The 26,720-nt window shown below is 40.8% G+C and carries 25 protein-coding genes; 14 read left to right on the top strand and 11 right to left on the bottom strand.

The genetic code is table 11. From position 1 onward, the window contains the following. Positions 1 to 414 precede the first annotated feature (414 nt). The 5 genes from leuA to FH976_RS07645 all read left to right on the top strand — a co-directional run bounded on the left by leuA (position 415) and on the right by FH976_RS07645 (position 6,282). A complete protein-coding gene (gene leuA, locus FH976_RS07625) occupies positions 415 to 1,965 on the top strand; it encodes a 2-isopropylmalate synthase (RefSeq protein WP_194090283.1) in 1,551 nt (516 codons plus the stop codon). Positions 1,966 to 2,176: 211 nt separating this feature from the next. Further along, complete coding sequence (gene leuB / locus FH976_RS07630) at positions 2,177 to 3,271, top strand: 3-isopropylmalate dehydrogenase (protein ID WP_194090284.1); 1,095 nt, start codon at positions 2,177 to 2,179, stop codon at positions 3,269 to 3,271. Positions 3,272 to 3,290: 19 nt separating this feature from the next. Then, complete coding sequence (gene leuC, locus FH976_RS07635; protein ID WP_194090285.1) at positions 3,291 to 4,745, top strand: 3-isopropylmalate dehydratase large subunit; 1,455 nt, start codon at positions 3,291 to 3,293, stop codon at positions 4,743 to 4,745. A gap of 10 nt (positions 4,746 to 4,755) precedes the next feature. Next, positions 4,756 to 5,361 carry a 3-isopropylmalate dehydratase small subunit gene (leuD, locus tag FH976_RS07640; protein WP_194090286.1) on the top strand — a complete coding sequence of 202 codons (606 nt, stop codon included), beginning with the start codon at positions 4,756 to 4,758 and terminating at the stop codon, positions 5,359 to 5,361. 135 nt (positions 5,362 to 5,496) lie between these two features. Continuing rightward, on the top strand, positions 5,497 to 6,282 hold the full coding sequence (locus FH976_RS07645; RefSeq protein WP_194090287.1) for a DUF547 domain-containing protein: 786 nt from the start codon (positions 5,497 to 5,499) through the stop codon (positions 6,280 to 6,282). Between the two features lie 20 nt (positions 6,283 to 6,302). On the opposite strand, the gene djlA is transcribed toward FH976_RS07645, so the two are convergent. Next, positions 6,303 to 7,148: a co-chaperone DjlA gene (gene djlA / locus FH976_RS07650; protein WP_194090288.1), complete on the bottom strand. Its 846-nt coding sequence runs from the start codon at positions 7,146 to 7,148 to the stop codon at positions 6,303 to 6,305. Between the two features lie 269 nt (positions 7,149 to 7,417). Here djlA and lptD point away from each other — a divergent pair, with 269 nt between their 5' ends. The 6 genes from lptD to apaH all read left to right on the top strand — a co-directional run bounded on the left by lptD (position 7,418) and on the right by apaH (position 14,264). Continuing rightward, positions 7,418 to 9,727, top strand: coding sequence for an LPS assembly protein LptD (gene lptD, locus FH976_RS07655; RefSeq protein ID WP_194090289.1), 2,310 nt, complete (start codon positions 7,418 to 7,420; stop codon positions 9,725 to 9,727). A gap of 79 nt (positions 9,728 to 9,806) precedes the next feature. Then, positions 9,807 to 11,105, top strand: coding sequence for a peptidylprolyl isomerase SurA (gene surA, locus FH976_RS07660; RefSeq protein WP_194090290.1), 1,299 nt, complete (start codon positions 9,807 to 9,809; stop codon positions 11,103 to 11,105). Then, positions 11,095 to 12,099 (top strand): 4-hydroxythreonine-4-phosphate dehydrogenase PdxA, encoded by a 1,005-nt coding sequence (gene pdxA, locus FH976_RS07665; RefSeq protein ID WP_194090339.1) that lies wholly within the window; start codon positions 11,095 to 11,097, stop codon positions 12,097 to 12,099. The genes surA and pdxA overlap by 11 nt, the downstream gene beginning before the upstream one ends. 57 nt (positions 12,100 to 12,156) lie before the next feature. Further along, the gene (gene rsmA, locus FH976_RS07670) at positions 12,157 to 12,981 is read left to right on the top strand and encodes a 16S rRNA (adenine(1518)-N(6)/adenine(1519)-N(6))-dimethyltransferase RsmA (RefSeq protein WP_194090291.1); all 825 of its coding nucleotides are present in this window, start codon (positions 12,157 to 12,159) and stop codon (positions 12,979 to 12,981) included. A gap of 77 nt (positions 12,982 to 13,058) precedes the next feature. Beyond that, positions 13,059 to 13,442: a Co2+/Mg2+ efflux protein ApaG gene (apaG, locus tag FH976_RS07675; RefSeq protein ID WP_194090292.1), complete on the top strand. Its 384-nt coding sequence runs from the start codon at positions 13,059 to 13,061 to the stop codon at positions 13,440 to 13,442. Positions 13,443 to 13,451: 9 nt separating this feature from the next. Beyond that, positions 13,452 to 14,264, top strand: coding sequence for a bis(5'-nucleosyl)-tetraphosphatase (symmetrical) ApaH (apaH, locus tag FH976_RS07680; protein ID WP_194090293.1), 813 nt, complete (start codon positions 13,452 to 13,454; stop codon positions 14,262 to 14,264). Positions 14,265 to 14,339: 75 nt separating this feature from the next. On the opposite strand, the gene folA is transcribed toward apaH, so the two are convergent. The 6 genes from folA to rplU all read right to left on the bottom strand — a co-directional run bounded on the left by folA (position 14,340) and on the right by rplU (position 18,194). Beyond that, positions 14,340 to 14,819 (bottom strand): type 3 dihydrofolate reductase, encoded by a 480-nt coding sequence (gene folA, locus FH976_RS07685; RefSeq protein ID WP_194090294.1) that lies wholly within the window; start codon positions 14,817 to 14,819, stop codon positions 14,340 to 14,342. A gap of 30 nt (positions 14,820 to 14,849) precedes the next feature. Then, positions 14,850 to 15,326, bottom strand: coding sequence for a threonine/serine exporter family protein (locus tag FH976_RS07690; protein ID WP_194090295.1), 477 nt, complete (start codon positions 15,324 to 15,326; stop codon positions 14,850 to 14,852). Next, entirely contained in the window at positions 15,314 to 16,081 is a 768-nt protein-coding gene (locus FH976_RS07695) for a threonine/serine exporter family protein (protein ID WP_194090296.1), read from the bottom strand. Before FH976_RS07695 ends, FH976_RS07690 begins: the two co-directional genes overlap by 13 nt. Positions 16,082 to 16,245: 164 nt before the next feature. Continuing rightward, positions 16,246 to 17,418 carry an Obg family GTPase CgtA gene (gene cgtA, locus FH976_RS07700; RefSeq protein WP_194090297.1) on the bottom strand — a complete coding sequence of 391 codons (1,173 nt, stop codon included), beginning with the start codon at positions 17,416 to 17,418 and terminating at the stop codon, positions 16,246 to 16,248. A gap of 182 nt (positions 17,419 to 17,600) precedes the next feature. Continuing rightward, positions 17,601 to 17,858, bottom strand: a complete 258-nt coding sequence (gene rpmA / locus FH976_RS07705; RefSeq protein WP_017026335.1) for a 50S ribosomal protein L27 — start codon at positions 17,856 to 17,858, stop codon at positions 17,601 to 17,603. Positions 17,859 to 17,882: 24 nt separating this feature from the next. After that, positions 17,883 to 18,194, bottom strand: coding sequence for a 50S ribosomal protein L21 (rplU, locus tag FH976_RS07710; protein ID WP_194090298.1), 312 nt, complete (start codon positions 18,192 to 18,194; stop codon positions 17,883 to 17,885). Positions 18,195 to 18,456: 262 nt separating this feature from the next. Between rplU and ispB the strand changes: the two genes are divergently transcribed. Continuing rightward, the gene (ispB, locus tag FH976_RS07715; RefSeq protein WP_194090299.1) at positions 18,457 to 19,428 is read left to right on the top strand and encodes an octaprenyl diphosphate synthase; all 972 of its coding nucleotides are present in this window, start codon (positions 18,457 to 18,459) and stop codon (positions 19,426 to 19,428) included. Between the two features lie 204 nt (positions 19,429 to 19,632). Here ispB and mdh read toward each other — a convergent pair whose 3' ends face one another. Continuing rightward, complete coding sequence (gene mdh, locus FH976_RS07720) at positions 19,633 to 20,568, bottom strand: malate dehydrogenase (RefSeq protein WP_194090300.1); 936 nt, start codon at positions 20,566 to 20,568, stop codon at positions 19,633 to 19,635. 291 nt (positions 20,569 to 20,859) lie between these two features. Between mdh and argR the strand changes: the two genes are divergently transcribed. Beyond that, complete coding sequence (gene argR, locus FH976_RS07725) at positions 20,860 to 21,330, top strand: transcriptional regulator ArgR (protein WP_194090301.1); 471 nt, start codon at positions 20,860 to 20,862, stop codon at positions 21,328 to 21,330. A gap of 99 nt (positions 21,331 to 21,429) precedes the next feature. Here argR and rlmB read toward each other — a convergent pair whose 3' ends face one another. The 3 genes from rlmB to nsrR form a co-directional block, all read right to left on the bottom strand. Beyond that, positions 21,430 to 22,179, bottom strand: a complete 750-nt coding sequence (gene rlmB / locus FH976_RS07730; RefSeq protein ID WP_194090302.1) for a 23S rRNA (guanosine(2251)-2'-O)-methyltransferase RlmB — start codon at positions 22,177 to 22,179, stop codon at positions 21,430 to 21,432. A gap of 38 nt (positions 22,180 to 22,217) precedes the next feature. Then, a complete protein-coding gene (gene rnr, locus FH976_RS07735; protein WP_194090303.1) occupies positions 22,218 to 24,692 on the bottom strand; it encodes a ribonuclease R in 2,475 nt (824 codons plus the stop codon). 149 nt (positions 24,693 to 24,841) lie between these two features. Continuing rightward, entirely contained in the window at positions 24,842 to 25,267 is a 426-nt protein-coding gene (nsrR, locus tag FH976_RS07740; protein WP_194090304.1) for a nitric oxide-sensing transcriptional repressor NsrR, read from the bottom strand. Between the two features lie 242 nt (positions 25,268 to 25,509). Between nsrR and hmpA the strand changes: the two genes are divergently transcribed. Continuing rightward, positions 25,510 to 26,679, top strand: a complete 1,170-nt coding sequence (gene hmpA, locus FH976_RS07745) for an NO-inducible flavohemoprotein (RefSeq protein WP_194090305.1) — start codon at positions 25,510 to 25,512, stop codon at positions 26,677 to 26,679. Positions 26,680 to 26,720 lie beyond the last annotated feature (41 nt).

The raw sequence follows: 26,720 nt of genomic DNA on the forward strand, positions 1-26,720 counted from the left end.
CATAATAGAGCATCGTTTTCTATTCTGGCTGTAATAACAAATAGGTAAGATTAATCGACTGGGCAAATGATGTAATGGAATAGAGAACAATAGAATGATGCCAACAATATCAAATGAAGCCGACATTTAATGAATATTTTTTCATCAAAAACCTTGACGCCACCAAGGTAAATGCGGTACTAATTTAGACACTAACTATGTGGAAGAAAATAAATGACTAAAAATGTTTCAACTCTACTCAACCTCCTCCTTATCGTGAATAAATCGCGCGGGTAGGCAGTGGACGAAACATACCACATAAGAATTCCAAAAAAGCCCGCATTATCATGCGGGCTTTTTTATTGCATTTAGCTCACCAAAGCTAAATATTTAAATCGCGTTGGATCGCGTACTTAACACCAAAAGGAAGCCACTATGAATGATCAAGTAATTATATTCGACACCACTTTACGCGATGGTGAACAAGCACTTTCAGCCAGCCTAACGGTGAAAGAAAAACTGCAAATTGCTTATGCACTGGAACGCTTAGGTGTTGATGTGATTGAGGCTGGCTTCCCTATTTCCTCTCCTGGTGATTTTGAATCCGTTCAAACGATCGCTAAAAACATCAAACACAGCCGTATTTGTGCCCTATCTCGCGCCGTAGAAAAAGATATCGATGTTGCAGCAGAAGCTCTAAAAGTCGCCGAAGCATTCCGAATTCATACCTTTATTTCAACCTCAACGATTCACGTCCAAGACAAACTTCGCCGTAGTTATGATGATGTAGTTGAGATGGCTGTTCGCTCTGTTACTCGTGCTCGAAAATACACCGATGATGTTGAATTTTCTTGTGAAGATGCTGGCCGTACTCCTATCGATAACCTATGCCGTATTGTTGAAGCTGCAATTAATGCAGGCGCAACCACGGTCAATATTCCAGATACAGTCGGCTACACTTTAGCTAACGAATTCGGCGGCATTATCGCCACTTTATTTAACCGTGTACCAAACATTGATAAAGCGATTATCTCAGTTCACTGTCACGATGATTTAGGCATGTCCGTAGCAAACTCCATGGCAGCAATTCAAGCGGGTGCTCGTCAGGTTGAAGGAACGATTAACGGGATTGGTGAGCGCGCCGGTAACTGTGCGCTTGAAGAAATTGCCATGGTGATTAAAACCCGTGGTGACTTCTTAGGTGTGAATACAGGACTTAAATACGATGAAATTCACCGTACCAGTAAGCTTGTTAGTCAGCTTTGTAATATGCCGATTCAAAGTAACAAGGCGATTGTGGGCGCCAATGCCTTTAGCCACTCCTCTGGTATTCACCAAGATGGCATGCTAAAAAATAAAAATACCTATGAGATCATGACACCGGAATCTATTGGCCTTAAAAACCAAGCGTTGAATCTAACCAGTCGTTCGGGTCGCGCGGCAGTGAAAAGCCATATGGATACCATGGGTTACAAGGATTCAGATTACAATCTAAATACTTTGTATGAAGACTTCTTGAAACTTGCGGATCGCAAAGGACAAGTATTTGATTACGACTTGGAATCTCTAATGCATTTTGCCAACTTGCGTGATGAGGACGACTACTTTAAGTTGAACTACTTAAGTGTCCAATCTGGCAGTGTGATGGCGACCACCAGCATTAAATTATTGTGTGGCGATGAAGAAAAATGCGAAGCGGCTGTCGGTAATGGTCCAGTTGATGCTCTATACCAATGCATCTATAAGTTAACAGGTTATGACATCGTGCTAGATAAATTCGACCTAACCGCTAAAGGTGAAGGGGAAGATGGCTTAGGTCAAGCCGATATTATTGCCAATTACAAAGGCCGTAAATATCATGGTACTGGTTTAGCGACCGATATCGTTGAAGCTTCAGGTCAAGCACTGCTTCATGTTATTAATAGCATTCATCGCGCCGATCAAATCGCAGAAATCAAACAATCAAAAAGAATGGAAACCGTATAACCCAACCTTTAGAGCAAGTGATACAACTATCACTTAATCTAGTTTATCGGTTAATTTTATACTCAAAGTAATTGGCGTTACAGTGAGGCGACAAGAGAACGAAGCCCCATGAGCATAGCTTGCCTATGTAACAGGGGTGAGTAAACGTAGTCAACAAAACTGTATCTTCAAGTACGAAGAGTATACATAATTTTAAGGAAGAGAGACCCCCATGGCAGCTACGTACAAAATTGCAGTTTTACCCGGTGATGGCATTGGCCCAGAAGTGATGCAACAAGCACATAAAGTTCTTGATGCGATAGAAAAAAAGCACGCTATTACTTTCGAACGTGAACAACATGATGTCGGCGGAATTGCGATTGATAATCACGGTACACCACTTCCAAGTAGCACACTAAAAGCTTGTGAAGAATCGGATGCCGTTTTATTTGGTTCAGTCGGCGGCCCTAAATGGGAAAATCTACCACCGAACGAACAACCAGAACGCGGTGCATTGCTTCCCCTGCGTAAGCACTTCCAATTATTTTGTAATCTTCGCCCTGCACAAATCCATGCTGGTTTAGAAAAGTTCTCACCATTACGCGCGGATATTTCTGAGCGTGGTTTTGATATTGTGGTCGTGCGTGAATTAACTGGCGGGATCTACTTTGGACAACCTAAAGGTCGTGAAGGCGAAGGCCCTGAAGAAAAAGCATTTGATACTGAAATCTATCATCGTTACGAAATTGAACGCATTGCGAAAATTGCCTTTGAATCGGCTCGTTTACGTGGCAAAAAAGTCTGCTCTGTCGATAAAGCCAACGTTCTACAAAGCTCAATCTTATGGCGTGAAGTAGTAGAAGAAATCGCCAAAGGTTACCCTGATGTCGAGTTGTCACATATCTACATCGATAACGCCACCATGCAACTAATCAAAGATCCTTCTCAGTTTGATGTGATGCTTTGCTCTAATATTTTTGGCGATATTATTTCTGATGAATGCGCCATGATCACAGGCTCGATGGGCATGCTTCCTTCGGCCAGCCTAAATGAAAGCAAGTTTGGTTTGTATGAACCAGCAGGCGGCAGCGCACCGGATATTGCAGGTAAAAACATAGCTAACCCAGTAGCACAAATACTATCGGCAGCGTTAATGCTCCGTTATAGCTTAAATGAAGAAAAAGCTGCACAAGATATCGAAAATGCAGTATCTAAAGCCCTAGAAGCCGGAGAGCTAACGGGTGATTTAGCCGGTGATAAACCAGCGCTGTCTACTTCAGAAATGGGTGACAAAATCGCGCAATATATCCTTAATTCTAATCAATAAGCACGAGCAGGTAGAAGCAATGTCAAAATCTACGTCTTTATCAAAAACACTATACGAAAAAGTCTACGATGCTCATGTGGCAGTAGCAGCGGAAGGTGAAACACCTATTCTGTATATTGATCGCCATTTAGTACATGAAGTCACTTCACCGCAAGCTTTTGATGGTTTGCGTGAGAAAGGTCGCCCGGTACGTCAAGTAAGCAAAACGTTTGCCACGATGGATCACAACGTGTCCACCACCACCAAAGACATTAATGCATCAGGTGAAATGGCACGAATTCAAATGCAAACCCTAATGCAGAACTGCCTAGAATTTGGCGTTACCCTTTATGATTTAAACCATAAATACCAAGGTATCGTGCATGTTATGGGACCGGAGCTTGGGATAACCTTGCCAGGTATGACCATTGTTTGTGGTGACTCTCACACTGCCACCCACGGCGCATTTGGATCCCTTGCTTTTGGTATTGGAACGTCTGAAGTTGAACATGTCTTGGCGACTCAAACGCTAAAACAAGCGAAAGCCAAAACCATGAAGATCGAAGTTAAAGGCAAAGTCGCCGACGGCATTACCGCGAAAGATATTGTACTCGCGATCATTGGAAAAACTACAGCTGCTGGCGGTACTGGTTATGTGGTCGAATTCTGCGGTGAAGCCATTACCGACCTTTCGATGGAAGGCCGCATGACAGTTTGTAACATGGCGATCGAACTTGGCGCTAAAGCAGGCCTTATCGCTCCCGATCAAACTACATTTGACTATGTTCAAGGTAAAAAATTCTCACCAAAAGGCGCAGAATTTGATGCTGCGGTTGAATATTGGAAAACACTTCCATCCGATGCCGATGCGAAATTTGATGCAGTTGTCACATTAGACGCATCCGAAATCACTCCACAAGTAACTTGGGGTACCAACCCTGGTCAAGTAATGTCGGTCGACGGCATTATTCCTGCTCCAGAGAGTTTCTCAGATCCTGTAGAACAAAGCTCGGCTAAAAAAGCACTAGCTTACATGGGATTAGAAGCCGGTAAGAAATTGTCTGATTACAGTGTCGATAAAGTATTTGTTGGCTCTTGTACCAATTCTCGCATTGAAGATATGCGCGCTGCCGCTGCGGTAGTAATAGCTGCCAATGGCAAGAAAGTGGCTGCCAATGTACAAGCTTTGATCGTTCCGGGTTCTGAACAAGTAAAAGCTCAAGCTGAAGCTGAAGGTTTGGATAAAATTTTCATCGATGCTGGCTTTGAATGGCGTTTGCCGGGTTGCTCTATGTGCCTTGCGATGAACAATGACCGCTTAGGGCCTCAAGAGCGTTGTGCCTCCACCAGCAACCGTAACTTTGAAGGTCGCCAAGGTCGTGATGGTCGTACTCACTTAGTGAGCCCTGCCATGGCTGCGGCCGCCGCGATCGCTGGCCATTTTGTTGATATTCGCCAATTCAACTTATCGTCACAAACAGAAAAAACACAATAAGGAGCACACTATGTCACAAGGATTTCAAAAACATACCGGCTTAGTGGTTCCATTGGATATTGCTAATATTGATACCGATGCAATCATCCCAAAACAGTTTCTACAAAAAGTGACTCGTACTGGATTTGGTCAACACTTATTCAATGATTGGCGTTTCTTAGATGATGCAGGGCAACAACCAAACCCTGAATTCATTATGAACAAACCTCGTTATCAAGGCGCGAGCATTTTGCTATCACGTGAAAACTTTGGTTGTGGTTCATCACGTGAGCATGCTCCTTGGGCTCTGGCGGATTACGGTATTCAAGTAATGATCGCACCAAGTTTTGCGGATATTTTCTATGGTAACTCGATCAATAATCAGCTTGTGCCAGTAAGATTAAGCGAAAGCGAAGTTGATGAACTATTCCAATTTGTTGAAGCCAATGAAGGTGCACAAATCACCGTTGATTTAGAAGCTATGAGCGTATCCGCTAACGGAAAAACCTACTCGTTTGAAATTGACGAATTCCGTCGCCATTGTTTATTAAATGGTTTGGATAATATCGGCTTAACTTTGCAACACGCCGATAAAATCACGGAATTTGAAAATAACATTCCCAGCTTTTTGAGATAATAGAAGTCGTACTCATTATAAAATCCTAGTATTTAAATCAGCATTAGCTGACTAATTAAATATTAGGATTTTTTATGAAAGATCCATTGCGCTTTATTGGTCTATCTTTACAGTAATCATCAATGAAGGCTTACCATGTACCGACTCACGCTTTTACTACTTTCTCTTTTTTCTTTTAGCTCTTTTTCGGCGCCCAAATCTGAGCTTTGGCCTTATTGGAATGCCAGCAACGAAAACAGCACTCAAGTTATCGATCATTCCGCATGGCAAAATATTCTCGATCATAACCTCGTTACCGAGGGTGAAAACCACTTATTTCGTTATGCCACCATTAATGATGAAGACAAACAAATTCTGAATCAATACCTGCAATCTTTGGCCAAGTTAGATCCGCGCCGACTGAACAGACAAGAACAATTTGCCTATTGGATCAATCTATACAATGCGTTAACTGTAAAACTTATTATTGATAATTATCCGATAGAATCGATCACTAAGCTTGGTGGTTTATTTTCATTTGGTCCTTGGAATGAAAAGGTCATATCAATCAATACTGTTTCTTTAACACTCAATGATATTGAACACCGAATTTTACGCCCTATCTGGAAAGATCGACGTATTCATTATGCGGTGAACTGTGCCAGCTTAGGTTGCCCGAACTTATCCAGTCAGGCTTTTACTGCGAAAAATACCGAAGCCTTGTTAACTCAGTCAGAGCATGAATTCATCAATAGTAAAAAAGGTGTCATTATTTCCAGCAACGATCAGTTAACTCTATCTTCAATTTATGATTGGTATGCGACTGATTTTGGAGGAGAAAAAGGAGTATTGAACTATTTATCTCACTTTAAACCAGAAATAAAGCAGATAAACAAAAAGCCCAGCTACGATTATAACTGGGCTTTAAACGAGAATAGATAGAACTACCAAGTGCTATTTCTTTACTTAAATCCTTTCTCTTTTTTGATAAGGTCATAAGCACTTTGAATTTCTTGCGCTTTTTGCTTAGCAACTTCCATCATTTCCGTAGGTAAACCTTTAGCCACCAATTTATCAGGATGATGTTCATTCATTAATTTACGGTGTGCACGCTTAATGGTTTTTGCATCTGCATCTTTATCAACACCTAATAAGTCATAAGCATCGTTAAGTTGTGATGCTGACGTTTTTTGCTGCCATTGTCCGCCAGATTGCTGACCTTGCTGCTGATATCCACCAAAACCACCGCCTTGCTGAAAACGAAATGCAGCTTCTTGCATACGTAAACGCTGTTGTAAATATTGAGCCGTAAATCCTAATTCTTGCGCTACCGTTTGCAGGACTTGTATTTCACTAGGGTGTAATTCACCATCAGCAAAAGCCGCTGAAATTTGCAACTCAAGGAAAAACTGCAACAAGTCACGTCGGCGACCCGCTGAAAAACGCACTTTACGTAACGTATCATGCAAAGGGAACCCTGACTCTTTACCTTGACGAAAAGCTTCTTGAGCGATCTTTTTTTGCTCCGGAGACAGATTCATTCGATCCATCATCACTGTCGCAAGTTGAATTTCTTGCTGTGTCACCTGCCCTTTAGCTTTAGCAACATGTCCCATTACCGCATAAGCAGCCTGAAAAAACTCCGTTTGCCTTTCCGCTTGTGATGCCCCGGAGCCAAATGCAGATTGGAATCCACGCTGATTTCTTCGCGCTTTATCAAATTGATGCCCAATAAAGCAACCAATAATAGCGCCGGGAATAGCACCTATCATTGAACCAAACAAAATACCCAGTAATTTACCTATCATCTAGTTACCTAATTCTCCAAACTATGAATTTTTATTCTTAACTATTGTCTGTATAGTGTCGATGAGCTTTAAAACCCCTCTTAGGGATAATTTTTACCATACTCAACTTACAATCTTAATGTTATAAAACGTGTCTTTTATCTAGTTGAACAATGTATATTAAAGCCGTTTACCTATATGATATAGAAATCTTTATACAGTTCGTCTTATTTCTGAAAATTTCTAAAAAAAACAATATTAACTAAAGTTTCACAGGACTATTTTACTCAATGTTTCGAATTTCTCGCACTTTTCTTGCCACTCTTATTAGTGCTGCCTTCCTACCTTCTGCTTTCGCCGACGAAAGTAGTAGTGATAGTGCGCAAGAAGAAATAACCGCTCCTGTAGAGCAATGTATAGCGCCAGATGCAAATAAAGCAGATCAATCCAACATCCCTGTGAACATTCAAGCGGATAATGTTACCACTCAAGGACAAAACCAAGCTATCTACTCCGGTGATGTAGTTGTCACCCAGGGCCATAAAACCATCACTGCCGATAAAGTAACGATTAATCAATCGAACAATACCGCCATCGCTGATGGCAATGTTCAAACCAATGATGGCCAAATAAAATCGACATCAAAAAAAGTCAACTCGGATCTCATTGGTAATCGCATTGAATTGTATGATACTCAGTTTAAATTACTGTGCCAAAGTGCTCGTGGTGATGCAGCTTATATATTAAAAGACGGACAAGCCATTTATACAATGCAAGATGGCACACTAACAACTTGTCCTGAAGATAACAAATCTTGGCGTGTAAAAGCGACCGATATTGATATTGATAATAATGAAGAAGAAGCGACATTTTATAATACTCGCTTTGAAATTCTCGATGTGCCTGTATTTTACTGGCCTTATATTACGGTACCAATCGGCAAGAAACGTAAAACCGGTTTCCTTTACCCAAATGGTGCCTATGACACTAAAAATGGCTTGGAAGTCAATATCCCAATCTATTTTAACCTTGCTCCAAACTACGATCTCACCACCACCGTTAACTACATGCAAAAGCGTGGTACTCAATTAGAGAATAACTTCCGTTACCTTACTGATGGGTTCGGATCAGGCTCTGTCGCTTTTGAATATTTAAATGAAGATGATCTCTATTCAGACAAAGGACATCGTTGGGGTGTTAACTGGCAACATGAAGGCATCTACAAGCGTAACTGGAAATTTTCTGTCGATTACGCCAAAGTCAGTGACAAAACTTATCTTGATGATTTAGATTCAAATATTGGTGAACGTGAAGACGGCCAATTAAATCAAATGGGTGAGATTAGCTATCGTACTGATTATTCTGATACCACATTGAAAGTTCGCAACTTCCAAGTCCTCACAACTGCAACACCTTACCGTTTAATGCCTCAACTTGGCTTTAAGTATTATCGCCCAAGTGTTATTCCTAATGTCGATTTTGAATGGGATAGCCATATCAGTAAGTTTGAGACTGATAATAGTGAATTACCCGACGCCACACGTGTGCACGTAGAACCGGGAATCGTTCTTCCGTTGTCAGCGCCTTGGGGTCAGTTAACCTCTGAAGCTAAAGTTATGTACACCTACTACGATCAAGATTTAAAAGATGGTGACGTATCAAATACTAATTTAAAAGAAAACGCTCAACGAGTGGTGCCAGAGTTTCGTATTAATGGTTCATTGTATATGGACAGTAACGAGAAGTTTTTTGGTGATTATACCCAAACCATAGAACCAAGATTACAGTACCTATATATACCAAAAGTGAATCAAGAGGATATATATGATGGCTACGACACGACATTAATGCAGCAAGATTATTACGGCCTATTCCGTGATATGAAGTACAGCAGTGTGGATTATATCGCACCATCAAACCAAGTAAGTTATGGTGCAACCTCTCGTTTTTACGATCAAGACTTTAAAGAACGTTTTAATATTTCGGTTGGCCAGATTGTCTATTTGGATCCCAACGAAAATGAAAATTCAGACGAGCACTTATCCGCTTGGGCATTAGAAAATGAATGGAATATTAGTGATAAATGGCAATATAAGGGTGGCATTCAATACGACACAAACCTATCAAATTTACAGCAAGCCAATAGCACTATTGAATATAAGCTGCCAACGGGTTACACCCAACTAAACTACCGTTACACATCAAAAGAATATATTGAAACTAGTGCACCTAACATTGGCGATCGTTTAGATACATACACCCGTGATGGTATCTCTCAACTTGGTATGTTAACTCAATTTAAAATAGTGGATCGTTGGGACTTCAATGCCAACTATTACCATGATTTAACTGAAAACCAAATGTTAGAAGGCTTGGTTGGCTTAACTTATAACGATGATTGCTGGTTCTTGGGCGTCACTTATTCTCGTCATATGATGTCGTCAGGCGATGTAAGAAACATTTATCCTGAACCAGGCCCTGAATATGAAGGCAAAATTAGCGTAAACTTTGGTATTAAAGGTTTAGGTACTTCGACAGGGTTAACTTATAGCGATGGTGATAACGCCTTGGGCTATGGCAGACCATTTAGCTTGAATTAATAATCAATCAAACATATAAAATGAATAAGCCAGCACCTCACTTTCTGGCTTCTCTTTAAGTACTATTTTGGACGTAATAATGAAAAAATGGATCCCTGCGATATTAAGCTTATTCACATTAGGTATCGGTCATTCTGCTTTGGCTGCGCCACAAGAATTGAACCGAGTGATTGCTATTGTTAACATCGGTGTAATTTTACAAACTGATGTTGATAACGCGATGAAAACCGTCAAAGCGAATGCGGGTGAAAAAGGCTTACCTGATGAAAAAATTCTCCAAGAGCAAGTACTAGAAAAACTGATCACTGACGAAATTCAACTTCAAGAAGCTCAAAAAATGGGTATTCAAATTGATGATGAACGCTTGGAGCAAGCAATAAAAAGTATCGCCAAAGATCATAATCAAACAATCGAAGAGCTCACTGCATCGGTCAAAAATGAAGGTCTGACTTATTCTATTTTTCGTGAACAGATCCGTAAAGAGATGGCGATAAGTGAAGCGCGTAATGCTCAAGTGCGTCGTCGTATTAACGTCTCACCTTCAGAAGTCGAAACCTTAGCTGGATTATTAGCCGATCAAACTACCTCAACGGTTGAATATAAAATATCGCAACTGCAACTTAAATTTGGAGATGATAAACAAGCCACTGAAAAACAAGCAGAAGAATTAGTCGCGCGTTTGAAGCAAGGAGAGGACTTTTCAACACTTGCCTATACTTATTCAAAAGGACCTAAAGCATTAGAAGGTGGTGACTGGGGCTGGATGCGAAAAGAAGAAATGCCGACTATTTTTGCTGACCAAATCACCACGCAAGGAAAAGGCGCTATCATTGGTCCATTTCGTAGTGGCATAGGCTTTCATATCATGATGATTGAAGATGTAAAAGGCCTTCAAACCGTTGCCGTTACAGAAGTGAATGCTCAACATATTTTAATCAAACCATCGATAATATTAAGTGATGAGGGTGCAAAAGAAGAACTTAACGATTTTATTGACGAAATAAAATCAGGTAAACGAACTTTTGGCCAGCTTGCCCAACAATACAGCCAAGACCCAGGCTCTGCTGTTGCTGATGGAAAGCTGGGTTATCAAGCCTCCGATTCATACGCACCCGAATTTAAATACCAAGTTGATCATTTAGCTATTGGCCAAATCAGTGAGCCCTTCAAAACGACTTATGGTTGGCATATTGTGAAAGTACTTGATCGCAGAACCGTAGATAGAACTGAATCATCAATGAAAAATAAGGCTTATCAAATACTGTTCAAACGTAAATTCAATGATGAAGCCGTCGCGTGGTTACAAGAAGTTCGAGCCGGCGCTTATGTTGAAATATTAGATGATAATGCAACCGGAGAAAATGACGATGCTAAATAGTAAACGCATTGTCATCACCGCAGGTGAACCAGCAGGCATAGGTCCTGATTTAGTTTTAGCCTTATCACAAAAAAGTTGGCCACATCAATTGATCGTCTGCGCGGATAAAAACATGCTGATGCAGCGTGCTGAGCAGCTTAATATTGATGTTGTACTTCTCGATTACCAAGCGCAACAAGAGGCAATGCCATCACAAGCAGGGCAATTATATGTTGAGCACATCGATGTAGCCTCTCCTGTTGTAGCCGGGCAGCTTAATGAAGCAAATAGTCATTATGTATTAGAAACGCTAAAACGTGCATGCGAAGGTTGCATGAGTAAAGAATTCGATGCTTTAGTTACAGGGCCAGTTCATAAAGGTGTAATTAATCGTGCAGGCGTTGCCTTTAGCGGGCATACCGAATTTTTTGCTGAGCAATCTAACACACCACTGGTAGTCATGATGCTTGCGACTGAAGGTTTACGTGTCGCGTTAGTGACCACTCACATTCCTTTAGCCTATGTCAGCCAAGCCGTTACCGCTGAACGTTTAGAAAGTATTATTCGTATTCTACATACTGACTTGGTCAATAAGTTTGGTATTGAAAATCCATCGATCTATGTTTGCGGTCTCAATCCTCACGCAGGGGAAGATGGATGTTTAGGGCGTGAAGAAATTGAAACCATCACACCGACATTGGAAGGATTAAGACAAAAAGATGGTATGAATCTTGTTGGGCCGCTACCAGCAGATACTATCTTTAATGCTAAATATTTAGATCAAGCTGACACTGTATTAGCTATGTATCATGACCAAGGGCTACCTGTACTAAAATACAAAGGCTTTGGGAATTCGGTCAACATCACTTTAGGTTTGCCTTTTATACGCACCTCCGTTGATCATGGTACTGCTCTTGATTTAGCTGGCACAGGGAAAGCCGACATAGGCAGTTTCTTAACTGCTATAACCCATGCATTGGAGCTTGCTGAAAGTTCGAATCCTAATACCAATTAATACCAATTAATACCTTATATTAAGCACGGTATTAGTTTACTAAAATGAGAAATTATAATGAGTAATGATGTCCATTTAGGTCACAAAGCGCGTAAACGTTTTGGTCAAAACTTCCTTAATGATCCCTACATTATCGACGGTATTGTATCAGCAATTAATCCACTTCCAGGACAAAACTTGGTTGAAATTGGCCCTGGTCTTGGCGCTATCACGGAACCCGTTGGACGTGAAGTTGATAAACTAACCGTTATTGAACTTGATCGGGATTTAGCACATCGTTTACGTAATCACCCTGAATTGGCGAGCAAACTCACCATTTATGAAGGTGATGCTATGCGTTTTGATTTTACTCAACTGGTAAAACCGAACAATAAATTACGTATTTTTGGTAACTTACCATACAACATATCAACACCATTGATGTTTCATTTATTTGAATTTCATAGTGATATTCAAGATATGCACTTTATGTTGCAAAAAGAAGTGGTTAATCGCTTAGCCGCTGGGCCTGGGTCAAAAGCTTATGGTCGTTTAACAGTAATGGCGCAATATTATTGTAAAGTTATGCCAGTGCTAGAAGTGCCACCTACCGCCTTCATTCCACCACCTAAAGTTGATTCTGCCGTGGTACGCCTAATGCCTTATGAGGTTCTTCCTCATCCTGCAACTAGCTTAAAATGGCTTGAACGAGTTTGCCGTGAAGGTTTTAACCAACGTCGTAAAACCGTAAGAAATTGCTTTAGAGCACTGGCTAGCGTTGAAGAATTAGAACAGCTTAATATCAACCCAAGTGTTCGCCCTGAAAATTTAACCTTGGTACAATTTGTTGACTTAGCCAATTATCTTGATGCTAAATCGACCTCACCAGAGTCTGAGGATTAAATAAACCTATTAGCGTACCAATTTTTATAGCATAAACGGTGCGCTAATTGTCTTCCCCTAAGGATAGGAGATCGCTTATGTCAATCGAGACCATCCCTTGTATTAAATGCCAAGTTCAAACCCGCTATATTCCTGAACAATCTCAACCAGAACAACATCGCTATGTCTTTGCCTATACGATTACTATTCGTAATTTAAGCCAACAATCGGTTCAGCTCCTCACGCGTCGTTGGTTAATTACCGATGCCAATGGTAAGCAACTCAGCATTGAGGGTGATGGAGTCGTCGGTGAAAAACCTTTGATAGAACCAATGCAAGACTACACTTACACCAGTGGTACGGCGGTTGAAACTCCCGTTGGCGTCATGCAAGGACACTATGGGATGATAGATGAACAAGGAAGTCCCTTTATCGCAGAGATATCTCCTTTTCGTTTAGCTATTCCCAATATTCTCAATTAGGGAGACATTGTGGCAACGTATATTGTCGGTGACATTCAAGGATGTTTTGATGAGTTGCAGCAGCTACTCAATCAAGTTCAATTTGATCCACAAAGCGATACCCTGTGGCTCGCCGGCGATCTGGTTGCCCGAGGTCCAAAATCACTCGAAACACTTCGATTTGTTCGATCTCTCGGAAATGCTGCTCAATGCATTTTAGGCAATCATGATTTGCATTTACTTGCGGTTCATCTTGGCTTATTTGCCAGTAAACCAAAGGACAAAACCGCTAATATATTTTCGGCCCCCGATAGAAATGAGTTGATGGACTGGCTACGCCAACAACCTTTACTCGCAGAACATCCAGAATTTGTAATGTGCCATGCCGGTATTTCGCCACAATGGGATCTTCCAACCGCTCGCCAAGCAGCAAAAAATATTGAGCAATGTTTACAGAGTGATAACTGGCAATGGTCAATTGAAAATATGTACTCCAATCAACCAACTCAATGGAGTGAGTCTTTAGAAGGCATCGAACTATATCGTTATTCTATTAATGCTTTCACTCGAATGCGGTTTTGCCTTCGTGATGGGACATTAGATTTAGAATGTAAACTTCCTCCTGAACAAGCTCATTCAAGTGGCCTACTGCCTTGGTTTCTAGTTCCTAATCGTATCTCATTAGAAAAAACGGTCATTTTTGGTCATTGGGCAGCGTTGATGGGATGCAATGATCAGCAAGCTAATGTCATCGGACTCGATACAGGTTGCGTGTGGGGGGAGTATTTATCAATGTTAAGATGGGAAGATAAGCAATTATTTACTCAACGTGCTATCAAATGATTTTCCCATATTTAAGCAGATGACTAAGATCTAAACGTCCGTCTTCTGCTAAAATACAGATAATGAAAAGATAAGTTAACGATCTAAAATCACAAACTCCATGTCATATTTATTCTTCTCATCTGCGGTATAAGTATCATGGTGAGTTACCGTCCAGCCTTCTCCCCAATCAGGAAATTGAGTATCACCATCAATTTCAGCATCAATAAATGTTAAGTACAAACAATTAGCCTGCTCTAAGCAGGCTTGATAAATGCTGCCACCACCAATGATCATCAGTTCTTCAACATCGCCAGCAACTTGCTTGGCCTCATCAATATTACTAACCACTGTCACACCGTCAATCAATAGACTAGAATCACGACTAAGCACAATATTCATCCTACCTGGTAGTGGACGACCGATTGATTCATAGGTTTTCCTGCCCATAACAATCGGCTTTCCTAATGTGCAACGTTTGAACCAAGCAAAATCAGCAGGTAAGTGCCACGGCATTTGATTGTCTTTTCCAATCGTTCGATTTTTTGCCATTGCGGCTATCATGCTAATTTTCACGTTAATCTCCTAACTCATAACAATATAAAACTATATCACTGATTTTCTGCGATAAAATAATAAGCCCGGCATCGCTAACCCTATTGCAAGCCCAGCAATAATAAACATAGCTTGTAAAAAATTATCCATTAATAATGCAAATAATTCAGGGCTGTAGCCAATATGATTAATTTCCACCACTGCTATCATCGCTTTAAAAGCGTACACACCGGGTATCATAGGGATCATGGCTGCAACCGTAAACACTTTTGGGTGAGCCAAAAATCGATGAGCCCAATGGATACCGACCATTCCCACAAAAGTAGCTGAAAATAGTGTTGCCCACTCAATCTCAACACCATAATGCAGTAATAGAAAACGAGAACCATGGCCCAGAGCGCCGCCAATTGCACAATATTTTAATGCCTTAGCCGGGACATTAAAGACCAAAGCAAAACCGACAGCAGGAATGGCTGCAAAGAACATATCATTGAGTAGTGCAAGAAAGAGTGACATCAATGTATCCATCCCCATGATCCTGTAATCGTCATGGCTCCAACAATCCCAATACTGGTTGCGAAGGTAAGTAAACTGGCCATCGCAAAACGGGCTATGCCCATATTGATATAACCTTTCAGCATATCCGCTACTGCATTAATCAAAGGGAAGCCAGGAACAAGCATTAATACAGAGGATGCCATTGGTAATGATGGGTGACTGCCTAATTGATAAATCACCGCTTGGGATGAAATGAGCGTTGTCACAAAAGCCGTCGCAGCAAAGTTAAGTAACGGATTAAAATTTCGATGACCAATTTCTTGTCGGACGATCATGCCAATCGAGGACGCGATAAAAGTAATAATAAAAACTATTTTATCCCCACCCGCTAAATGAGAAAAAGCAGCGCAAGATAAGCCTATCATTAACACAACAAGCCAACGGTTATAACGTGTCGGTTGAATTCTTTCTAGTTTCCGTTGCGCCATCGAAAAATCTAATACTTGACGTTCAACCATGATACAAACACGCTGAACCTCCGTAACGACAGACATATTGATGCCTTTGTCAGGGCTTCTTCTTGCTGTCGTAACGCAATTCCCATCCATGATAGTAGTTACAATTAATGAGCTAGCAGATAACGAAACTTCCACTTCATCAACACCACAAGCTAGGCCTAAGCGACGAGTAATATCTGAAACCAAAGTACTTTCAGCTCCATGAGCCAATAACATTTGTCCTGCATGAATAATAAAGCGGGTAATGTTTTTCTGATTTGCTTCCATGACAATCATTATTCCTTACTATGAGCAATCATTAGGCATCCGGCCAAGTAAGTTCAGTTTGCCCGACTTCATTATTAAAAAGCATGACTTAAAATAAAAAAGCTGCAAAATCTCAAAGAGAAATTGCAGCTTTCTTGTGCTCAAGCAATTAAAATCAGCTCGAATTAGTCATGAACATAAATGACATGGCCGTCATCTTCGTCGTCATCCCAATCCTCGTCGTCCCACTCCTCGGTAATAACATCTTTACCGCTCATCGCATCTTTATGGTAATCATCCCACTTGAAGTCAACCTTCTCATCATCCAGAGTAACTTGAACTTCTTCTTTTGGTAAACTTTCCATAAATTCAGCTAACTGGAAACTAAGCTCTTTGGTGCCTAATTTTTTAACCGCTGAAATTTTAGCGTAATGCCCTTCCCAGCCCAGCGCATCAATGATCTCTTGGATCTTCTCATCTACTTCATCTTCGGTCATAAGATCGACTTTATTGAAGATCAACCAACGCGGTTTAGCAGAAACTTTTTCACTGTATTGCTCAAGCTCATCAATAATAGTTAATGCATTCACTATTGGGTCTGAACCATCAATAGGAAGAAGATCGATCATGTGCAATAGCACTCGACATCTTTCTAAGTGTTTTAAGAAGCGAATGCCTAAGCCAGCACCATCCGCAGCACCTTCAATTAGCCCTGGAATATCAGCAATAACAAAACTACGTTCAGCACCAGCTCGAACGACACCAAGACTTGGAATCAACGTGGTAAATGGATAATCAGCTACTTTCGGTTTGGCGGCAGAAACAGCACGAATAAACGTAGATTTACCCGCATTAGGTAAACCTAACATGCCGACATCAGCCAACAACAATAACTCTAGGCGTAATTCACGAACTTCACCTTTTGTTCCCATCGTTTTTTGACGAGGTGCACGGTTAACTGAGGATTTAAAACGTTGGTTGCCTAAACCATGCCAACCGCCTTTCGCGATCATGATGGTTTTACCATGTTCAGTGACTTCTGCAACCACTTCGTTGGTATGAATATCAACAGCACGTGTGCCAACAGGAACCTTAATGGTTTTATCTGCGCCACGTCGACCAGTACAGTTACCACCGCTACCATTTTTGCCACGTTCAGCTTTATGAAAACGCTCAAAACGATAGTCAACAAGTGTGTTTAGGTTCTCATCGGCTTGCATATATACATCACCGCCATCACCGCCATCACCGCCGTCAGGGCCGCCTTTCTCTACAAATTTTTCACGCCAAAAACTGACTACGCCATTACCGCCGTCGCCCGCTTCTACTTTTATGGTTGATTCATCAACGAATTTCATTTGCTACTCCACCTGCATATTGGCAAGTTTATTATAGTGTAGACCACAGACTGTAAATCCCAGTAGATGTTTTTCATTACGTCTAGGGTCTAGGGTCTAGGGTCTAGGGTCTTATAGACTTGTTCTAAATAAAAAACCCCACCATAAAGGTAGGGCTTTGAATTCATATTGTAAGTAAAAACTTATGCAGTTTCGATACTTACGAACTTACGGTTCTTAGGACCTTTAACTTCAAATTTAACTTTACCTTCAGATAAAGCAAATAGAGTATGGTCTTTACCGATACCAACATTAGTGCCAGCGTGGAATTTAGTACCACGTTGACGAACAATGATGTTACCTGCAAGAACAGATTCGCCACCAAAACGTTTAACACCTAAGCGTTTACTTTCTGAATCGCGACCGTTATTAGTAGAACCACCAGCTTTTTTATGTGCCATGTGTTAGCTTCTCCGTTATGTTAATTAAGCGCTGATGCCAGTAATTCTGACTTCAGTGAACCACTGACGGTGGCCCATTTGCTTACGAGAATGCTTACGACGACGGAACTTAACGATTTTAATTTTATCGCCACGACCGTGCTTAACTACTTCTGCAGTTACTTTACCGCCAGCAACCAGAGGTGCACCAATAGTGATTTCCTCACCATTAGCAACCATAAGAACTGATTCAAACTCTACGTTTGCGCCAGTTTCTACGTCCAATTTTTCTAAACGAAGAGTTTGACCTTCGCTTACACGGTGTTGTTTACCACCAGATTGGAAAACAGCGTACATATTTTACTCCGCTTTTTCCGCACAGCATCATGTTAGTTATTTTAAACATATCAGGTGTGCGCTTAAACTTGTCATCAATAGGGCGCAGATTCTACTTGAGAGCTCACCCTTTGACAAGATAAATATTAAAGAAAATGGCGAAAAGATCATCGCCAAATAAAAGTGGTGTAATGATGCCGTTTAGAGCCGTGTTTATCAATATTTTTTAGTGTAGAATTCAATAATATTTTTTATTGTGATGCCTAACTTTGCTGGAATGAACATGGATTTTAATGCTATCCAAGCGCTAACCGCTGATGATATGACTAAAGTGAATGAGACTATTCACGCACAACTTAACTCTAATGTTAGTTTAATCAACCAATTAGGGTTTTACATTGTTAGCAGTGGAGGCAAACGTATACGCCCTTTACTTGCCCTTATCTCGGCTAAAGCTTTAGGCTATCAGGGGCAAGATCACATCACTGCCGCTTCCTTTGTTGAGTTTATTCACACCGCCACCTTGCTGCATGATGATGTCGTTGATGAATCGGATATGCGTCGTGGTAAGGAAACCGCTAATGCTGCATTTGGTAATGCCGCTAGCGTTCTGGTAGGCGATTATATCTATACTCGCTCATTTCAAATGATGACAGGCTTAGGTTCATTAAAAATTCTCAAATTAATGAGTGATGCCGTTAATGTTATTGCTGAGGGAGAAGTCCAACAGTTAATGAATTGCAATAATCCTGATACAACCGAAGAAAGCTACATGGACGTGATTTACTCTAAAACAGCTCGTTTATTTGAAGCTGCCACTCAAATTGGTGCTCTTTTAGTCGATGCTCCAAAAGAGACAGAAAACGCATTACAAAACTATGGCCGTTATTTAGGCACAGCATTCCAATTGATCGATGATGTGATGGACTATACCTCAGATGGTAAAGAGATGGGTAAAAACGTAGGTGATGACCTTGCAGAAGGCAAACCAACGCTCCCACTGCTTTATGCAATGCATAATGGCACACCTGAACAAGCGGTTATGATTAGAGAAGCCATCGAACACTCAAATGGCATGGAAAGGCTCAATGAGATTATGGCCGCTATGCATGAAACAGGTTCACTTGACTATACAACTAGACGTGCAGAACAAGAAGCAGATAAAGCCATTACAGAGCTTTCAATCATTCCCGAGTCAGAATACAAGCAAGCACTGATCACATTGGCACATATGGCGGTAAGAAGAACAAAATAACGCTATTTGGTCCTAATGAAAATCAGTTTCATTCTGTCAAAAAAGGCATGGCTATTAATATATCTAAATAGTCAGCGTTTTTCATTTCACATACAAAAACTAATTTAACTGCCACTAAAAATAAGACCCGTGGTTGCTTGAGCAAACCGCGGGTCTTTAATTTTATTCAGATTCACTTTTAGCTACTTAGCTCTTAGCAAATAGTTATTTAGCAAACTCTTCACCTAAAGCAATATCGCTTCTTAGCGTTTCAAGCATGCTATCAAATGCTTGTTGCTCAAAATCACTTAATTTGCCATAGCTTAATATTTCTTCAATTCCTTGTTTGCCTAAACGAATAGGTTGTGCAAAGAAACGAGCATTATCACCAGGGCCTTCTACATAAGCGCACTCAACGATACCTTGTTCACCTTGCAATGCTTTTACAAGAGACAAACCAAAACGATAAGCGGCTTGACCCATAGACAGAGTCGCCGAACCGCCACCCGCTTTTGCTTCAACCACTTCAGTACCAGCATTTTGAATACGTTTCGTTAATGCAGCCGCTTCTTCTGCAGTAAACTCAACACCTTGAACTTGAGAAAGAAGAGGAAGAATTGTTACGCCAGAGTGACCACCAATAACTGGAACTTCTAGCCCTTGAAGAGAGACACCTTTCAATTCAGCAATAAACGTTTCAGAGCGAATAATGTCTAACGTTGTAATACCGAATAAACGATTTTTATTATACACGCCAGCTTTCTTTAGAACTTCAGCTGCTATTGGCACCGTCGTATTCACTGGGTTTGTAATAATTCCAACACAAGCTGTTGGACAAGTAACCGCTATTTTTTCAGCTAATGATTTAATAATTCCAGCATTAACGTTGAAAAGATCTGAACGATCCATGCCTGGTTTACGAGCAACGCCAGCTGAAATTAGAACGACATCAGCACCTTCAAGAGCAGGCGTTGGATCGTCACCTGCATAACCTTTAATAGAAACCGGTGTTGGTATATGACTAAGATCAGCCGCAACCCCTGGAGTGACAGGTGCGATATCATACAACGCAAGATCTGATCTTGCTGGTAATCCGTTTTTAAGCAATAACGCCAATGCTTGTCCAATACCGCCTGCAGCACCAATGACAGCTACTTTCATGAACCTTCTCCTTTGACAAAATATTTTTATGATTTTCGTAAATATAACGACTCCTACCAAATTACAATACGCACAAATTAATTACAATTTATTAACTCAGCTTTGAGATCTTCCCCTCATCTAACTTTAGCTTTTGTCGCTTAATGACATTGAGCGATCTAGAAAAAATCAAGTAACGGTTGTTACATTTAATTTCTAGCTTAATACACAAAGTCACGACTTCTTATTGGTACATAATGCCGATCTATGCGAAAATAATGCAATTCTATGTATATTTAAGATCGAACCCTCATGCGAAATAATGATAAACAAGATCAGCTTATCCGTTCATTCAAAGCATTATTGAAAGAAGAATGTTTTGGTTCACAAGGTGAGATTGTTGATATGCTCAAAGAAGAAGGCTTTGATAATATTAACCAATCCAAAGTATCTCGTATGCTGACTAAATTTGGCGCCGTCCGCACACGCAATGCGAAAATGGAAATGGTATATTGTTTACCCGCAGAGTTAGGCGTTCCAACCGTCTCTAGCTCGCTACGTGAATTGGTTTTAGATATTGGGCATAATGACGCGCTAGTTGTTATTCATACCGGACCAGGAGCTGCGCAACTTATCGCTCGTCTTTTAGATTCATTAGGAAAATCTGAAGGCATTTTAGGGGTTGTAGCAGGAGACGATACTCTTTTCATTACGCCAACTTTAAACTACACCACTAAGCAATTATTTGATTCGGTTTGTGATTTATTCGAATTTTCGGGTTAAACTCGCGGCTTAATAACGTACAAATAAAAAGCGATCATTGTTCAATGATCGCTTTATCTATTCAATGCTAATGTAGAACCGCTTAAATAGAGCTAAGACTTAGCTCAGTCTTTGTCTCACAGCTTCAAACAAACAAACGCCAGTGGCAACTGACACATTCAAGCTTGATACACTGCCCGCCATTGGGATCTTAATTAAATCATCACAAGTTTCACGTGTTAACCGACGCATACCATCGCCTTCCGCTCCCATCACAATAGCAAGCGGACCCGTTAATTTTGCTTGATAGATGTCCTGGGTTGCTTCACCAGCCGTACCGACAAACCATACTCCTTGTTCTTGCAATGCACGCATAGTCCGAGCCAAATTGGTAACACGAACAAATGGTACGGTTTCTGCAGCGCCACAAGCAACTTTACTAACGGTACCCGTTAAAGGCGCTGACTTATCTTTTGGTACAATAACCGCTGCAACACCAGCCGCATCAGCATTACGTAGACATGCGCCAAGATTATGCGGGTCAGTAACGCCATCCAATACTAATAATAGTGGGGTTTCACCTTTAGCTTTACAGGCAATTAAGATGTCATCAAGGTGATTCTCATTTAACTGCTTGGCCGGTTTTACTTTTGCAATAATACCTTGATGATTTGCACCGTCTGATTTGTCATCTAGTGCTTTACGTCCCATTTGTTGTACAGAAACGCCATATTTTTGCAGTTGATTAATGACAGGTAATAATCTGTCATCTTCACGGCCTTTTAAAACAAATGCTTCAATTAAACGTGCAGGGTCTTTGTCTAACACCGCATTAATGGCATGAATGCCAAAGATAAATTCGTTACTCATGGTCTACCTTTTGGGTTTATTCACCCTAAATTTTATGATTATTTTTGCGCGCGCTTTGATGCAGAAGGCTTACTACGCCTTGGTTTTGTTCCTGGCTTTCCCGCTTCTACCGCTTTAGGTTTACGTTTCTTCTTCTTCGCCTGATCAGCGCTGCCATCAGGCCGTTTTGTAGGCTCAACCAATGGTTTCGCTTTTTGACCTGGCTTATTTTCTTTTACTGCTTGTTTCTTTTGTGTCGCCGCTTTCTTATCTGCATTTGCAGATCGTTTTTTATCTGTTTTTCCTTTACCGCGAACAGGGCGACTCGATCCCACGATTTCAAAGTCAATCTGACGAGAATCTAGATTCACCGCTAACACTTTAACTTTAACTGAATCACCTAAGCGATAAATCAAGCCAGAGCTTTCACCGACTAAACGCTGCCCCATAGGATCAAATTGATAATAATCATTAGCTAAAGAGGAAATATGAACTAAACCATCAATATGAAGATCTCTTAAACGAACAAAGAAACCAAAGCCAGTGACATTTGCAATAACACCATCAAGTTCTTCACCTACATGATCTTGCATGTATTCACATTTGAGCCAATCGGCCACATCACGAGTTGCATCATCGGCGCGGCGTTCAGTTGTTGAACATTGCTCACCGTAAAAGTCCATTTCATCAACGTTATAATGATAGCCGCCCGTAGGAGTCGAACGATCCGTATTGACACCTGCATTTTTAGTAATGAGATACTTGATCGCACGGTGTAATAATAAATCAGGATAACGACGAATTGGTGAGGTAAAGTGAGCATAACGCTGTAGCGCTAAACCAAAATGCCCACCATTAGCGGCGTTATATACCGCTTGCTTCATTGAGCGTAGCAACATCGTCTGAATAAGTTCTTTATCAGGACGCTCGCCAATAGCGTGAATAAGCTCTGCATAGTCAGTTGGTGTTGGCTCTAGCCCACCGGTCAAGCTTAACCCTAATTCACCAAGGAAAGATCGAAAACCAGTAAGGCGCTCTTCACCTGGAGTATCATGGACACGATATAACGCTGGCTCTTTCGCTTTTTCAACAAATGATACTGAAGCGATATTGGCCAGGATCATACATTCTTCAATGATCTTATGTGCATCATTGCGAACCACAGGCTCGATACGTTCAATTTTACGTAATTCATTGAAGATAAATTTCGTTTCCGTCGTTTCAAATTCAATCGCGCCACGTTGCTCACGTGCTACTTTCAATACTTGATACATTTTATGTAGCTGTTCAAGATCGGGTACCACTTTCTTATAACGTTCACGCAGATCTTCATTACCGTCTAATATCGCCCCCACTTTGTTGTAGGTAAGACGTGCATGTGAACTCATCACCGCTTCATAGTGTTTATAGCCTGACAACTTCCCAGCAGAAGAAACCGTCATTTCGCATACCATGCACAGTCGATCAACTTGTGGGTTCAATGAGCATAAACCATTCGATAATACTTCTGGCAGCATAGGAACCACTTGTGCAGGGAAATAAACCGAATTACCTCGCTTAATGGCCTCTTTATCGAGTGCTGTATTAGGACGAACGTAATAACTCACATCTGCAATCGCCACCCATAAACGCCAGCCACCACCTTTTTTCGCTTCACAATACACCGCATCATCAAAATCACGAGCATCTTCACCATCAATGGTCACAAGAGGTAAATCGCGTAAATCAACTCGCCCAGCCTTCGCTTCCTCTGGCACTTCTTCAGCTAAATTTTGAACCTGCTTTTCGACGGCTAACGGCCATTCATTGGGAATTTGGTGGGTATGGATCGCTATTTGAATTTCCATACCAGGGGCCATATTCTCACCCAGTACTTCCAACACTTTTCCCATCATGCCGCGCGAACGCGTAGCACGAGCGGTTAGCTCTACAATCACAACGTTACCCATACGAGCGCCGCTACGAAATTCTTCCGGGATCAAGATATCTTGGCTAATACGTGAATCATCTGGTACGACATAAGCATGGCCACCTTCCATAAAGAAACGACCCACTAAATTAGTTTCACGGGCTTCAAGAATGCGGACTAAGCGCCCTTCTTTACGGCCACGTTTATCCACACCATTTGGTTGAACTAATACATAATCACCGTGAATGATGGTCCGCATCTGGTGAAACGGTAGTAAGACATCGTTATCTTTACCGATACTGCCATCAGGGCGAACCCAGCCAAAACCATCCTTATGCCCAATAACCGTACCTTTAATCAAGTCGATTTTTTCAGGTAAGGCGTAACACTGACGACGAGTAAAAATAAGCTCGCCATCGCGCTCCATCGCACGCAAGCGACGTCGTAGGCCTTCATATTCATCTTCATCTTTTAAATTTAGCGCTTCAAAGAGATCATTACGATTCATTGGCACATTTGCCTTAGTTAAGAGCGCTAAAATAAACTCTCGACTAGGAATCGGATTTTCATATTTTTCTGATTCTCGCTTGGCAAAAGGATCTATAATTTCGGGACGTTCGGACATGACAAACCTGCTTATATGCGCAAAGTGTAACTATGAGTATATCTGAGTGGGACGCTAACCTACAGAAATGGTTTAAAAACAGAGTACCTCTATGTACAAGACAGTTGAAGTACACTAAAAATATAGACATAAGAAAGTAAAAACTTGGGTTACGCTGGGGCGAAGAGAAGTAATAATTCATTATTGTCCGTTAGCATATCGGAAATAGTGCAATCATCCAATTGTTGTAAGAATGCTTCCTTAGCTTGGGCTAACTTACCTTTTAGACGGCAAGCAGATGTTATATTGCAGACGCTTTCGGCACAATTAACAATCTGTAATGGCTCTAAGTCGCGAACTACATTACCGATAATAATTTTCTCAGCGGGCATGCCTAGTAGTATCCCCCCATACTTTCCTCTTATCGCTTCCACATAACCTAGCTGTGCCAATTTATGAATAATCTTAACCAAATGATTTTTAGGGATACCTAACTTGTCACTTACAACTTGGGCGTTGGTTCGTTGGCCTTCAGGCAATGAAGCCAAAAAGATCAACGCTCGCAATCCATAATCGGTAAATGAAGTAAGTTGCATTGTCACTCCTAAATAAAAACCACCTCGAATATGATTGAAATACCAATGAGGTGAAACGCAGTATATAAGATTTATCGGTAAGCTAACATTTTTCTATTCTTCTTGATGACATTTCATCCTTTTAAAACTAGGGCATCAACAATTTCTGATCTATAAAATAAAAATATATGATTGACTCGCATTCTAATTTTAGACAAAATGTTAAAATGCATTTAAAATGCAACTTTAAAAAGGTAACCATTATGTTAAGCCAATCTACTATTGATATTGTAAAATCAACCGCTCCTCTCATCGCCGAAGCAGGTCCTTCTCTAACCGCTCATTTCTATGATCGTATGTTTAAGCATAATCCAGAATTAAAGAATGTCTTTAACATGACTAATCAAGAGACTGGTAGCCAAAGAGAAGCGTTATTTAATGCCGTATATGGTTACGCTGCCAATATTGATAACATTGAAGTGTTACTACCTGTAGTAGAAAAAATTGCACACAAGCACACCAGCCTTAGTATCTCACCAGATCAATATCAAATTGTCGGTGCTCATTTACTTGCAACCATTGATGAATTGATGAGCCCTGGACAAGAAGTTCTTGATGCTTGGGCTGAAGCTTATGGCTTATTAGCAAGTGTATTCATTAATCGTGAAGAAGAAATTTACCAGCAAAAAGAACAAGAAGTTGGTGGCTGGCGTGGAACTCGAGAATTTAAAGTGATCGAGAAAATCAAAGAAAGCAACGTCATCACTAGCTTTGTTTTTGCACCAGTAGATGGCGATGCTGTTATCGGTTATAAGCCAGGTCAATATATTGGCATTTACTTAAATTCAGATAAATTGGAATTCCAAGAAATTCGCCAATACAGTTTATCCGATGCTCCTAACGGTAAAACTTACCGAATTTCAGTAAAACGTGAAGATAAAGGTATCGCATCTAATTACTTACATGCGCATGTAAACCTTGGTGATACTGTTCAGCTAGCAGCTCCGGCTGGGGATTTCTTTATCACCACTGAGCCGAATACTCCGATTGCTTTAATCTCAGCTGGCGTAGGTCTAACACCCGTATTATCGATGGTAGAAAGTATTCAGGCGACTCATCAAGCACCTATTCATTGGCTGCATGCAGCTGACAACACAGAGCGTCATGGCTTTAAAGCTCGAATTAATGAACTAACAAAATTAAGTGCACAATTAAATGAATACACTTGGTATAGAGAAGAAACGGATACGAATGATTTCTCTGGCTTAATGGATTTATCACAAGTTGAAAATGAAATTAAATGGCTAGAAACTGATTTCTACCTTTGTGGCCCAGTGATATTTATGCAACATGTTGCTAAGCAATTAATCGCGTTGAATGTAACAGAAGATCGTATTCACTACGAATGCTTCGGACCACATAAAGTACTTTAATTTTGCATAAAAAACGGAGCAACAGATTCATTAATATTCTT

It is taken from the genome of Vibrio hibernica (assembly GCF_015223435.1).
GTDB lineage: Bacteria > Pseudomonadota > Gammaproteobacteria > Enterobacterales > Vibrionaceae > Vibrio > Vibrio hibernica.

Excerpts from the sequence above, each read along its gene's own strand:
- FH976_RS07645 (WP_194090287.1), top strand. The coding sequence starts at position 5,497 with ATGTACCGACTCACGCTTTTACTACTTTCTCTTTTTTCTTTTAGCTCT.
- apaG (WP_194090292.1), top strand. The coding sequence starts at position 13,059 with ATGTCAATCGAGACCATCCCTTGTATTAAATGCCAAGTTCAAACCCGC.
- cgtA (WP_194090297.1), bottom strand. The coding sequence starts at position 17,418 with ATGAAATTCGTTGATGAATCAACCATAAAAGTAGAAGCGGGCGACGGC.
- rplU (WP_194090298.1), bottom strand. The coding sequence starts at position 18,194 with ATGTACGCTGTTTTCCAATCTGGTGGTAAACAACACCGTGTAAGCGAA.
- nsrR (WP_194090304.1), bottom strand. The coding sequence starts at position 25,267 with ATGCAACTTACTTCATTTACCGATTATGGATTGCGAGCGTTGATCTTT.
- argR (WP_194090301.1), top strand. The coding sequence starts at position 20,860 with ATGCGAAATAATGATAAACAAGATCAGCTTATCCGTTCATTCAAAGCA.
- leuD (WP_194090286.1), top strand. The coding sequence starts at position 4,756 with ATGTCACAAGGATTTCAAAAACATACCGGCTTAGTGGTTCCATTGGAT.
- surA (WP_194090290.1), top strand. The coding sequence starts at position 9,807 with ATGAAAAAATGGATCCCTGCGATATTAAGCTTATTCACATTAGGTATC.
- FH976_RS07695 (WP_194090296.1), bottom strand. The coding sequence starts at position 16,081 with ATGGAAGCAAATCAGAAAAACATTACCCGCTTTATTATTCATGCAGGA.
- leuC (WP_194090285.1), top strand. The coding sequence starts at position 3,291 with ATGTCAAAATCTACGTCTTTATCAAAAACACTATACGAAAAAGTCTAC.
- leuA (WP_194090283.1), top strand. The coding sequence starts at position 415 with ATGAATGATCAAGTAATTATATTCGACACCACTTTACGCGATGGTGAA.
- rsmA (WP_194090291.1), top strand. The coding sequence starts at position 12,157 with ATGAGTAATGATGTCCATTTAGGTCACAAAGCGCGTAAACGTTTTGGT.
- djlA (WP_194090288.1), bottom strand. The coding sequence starts at position 7,148 with ATGATAGGTAAATTACTGGGTATTTTGTTTGGTTCAATGATAGGTGCT.
- rpmA (WP_017026335.1), bottom strand. The coding sequence starts at position 17,858 with ATGGCACATAAAAAAGCTGGTGGTTCTACTAATAACGGTCGCGATTCA.
- rlmB (WP_194090302.1), bottom strand. The coding sequence starts at position 22,179 with ATGAGTAACGAATTTATCTTTGGCATTCATGCCATTAATGCGGTGTTA.
- ispB (WP_194090299.1), top strand. The coding sequence starts at position 18,457 with ATGGATTTTAATGCTATCCAAGCGCTAACCGCTGATGATATGACTAAA.
- pdxA (WP_194090339.1), top strand. The coding sequence starts at position 11,095 with ATGCTAAATAGTAAACGCATTGTCATCACCGCAGGTGAACCAGCAGGC.
- FH976_RS07690 (WP_194090295.1), bottom strand. The coding sequence starts at position 15,326 with ATGGATACATTGATGTCACTCTTTCTTGCACTACTCAATGATATGTTC.
- leuB (WP_194090284.1), top strand. The coding sequence starts at position 2,177 with ATGGCAGCTACGTACAAAATTGCAGTTTTACCCGGTGATGGCATTGGC.
- hmpA (WP_194090305.1), top strand. The coding sequence starts at position 25,510 with ATGTTAAGCCAATCTACTATTGATATTGTAAAATCAACCGCTCCTCTC.
- rnr (WP_194090303.1), bottom strand. The coding sequence starts at position 24,692 with ATGTCCGAACGTCCCGAAATTATAGATCCTTTTGCCAAGCGAGAATCA.
- mdh (WP_194090300.1), bottom strand. The coding sequence starts at position 20,568 with ATGAAAGTAGCTGTCATTGGTGCTGCAGGCGGTATTGGACAAGCATTG.
- lptD (WP_194090289.1), top strand. The coding sequence starts at position 7,418 with ATGTTTCGAATTTCTCGCACTTTTCTTGCCACTCTTATTAGTGCTGCC.